General features: G+C 76.4%; 1 pseudogene. It reads left to right on the top strand.

What is annotated here, in order from left to right:
• A pseudogene (locus HA630_RS26790) lies at positions 1 to 242 on the top strand (hypothetical protein); the annotation flags it as partial.

Here is a 242-nt window from a genome sequence, read left to right as displayed (position 1 = left end):
GGCGACACCCCGGGCTGGGGCTTTCAGCTGGCGCTGGAGGTGGTGGCCGCCCTGCACGCCGAACGCCAGGCGCAGCGCGCCGGCCTGACGCCGGCAGCGCTGGCCCAGGCCCTGAAGGTGGACCCGCTGCAGCTGGCCGGTTCGGTGGAAACCCTGCTGGCGCTGGGTTGGGTTGGCCAGTTGGCGGGCGACGAGGCCCCGCTGGTGCTGCTGGTGGACCCGGCGGCGGTGCCCCTGGCCCC

Source organism: Aquabacterium sp. A08, from assembly GCF_011742065.1.
Note: the sequence above shows the minus strand (reverse complement) of the source record. Positions and strands in the feature narration are given on the sequence as shown.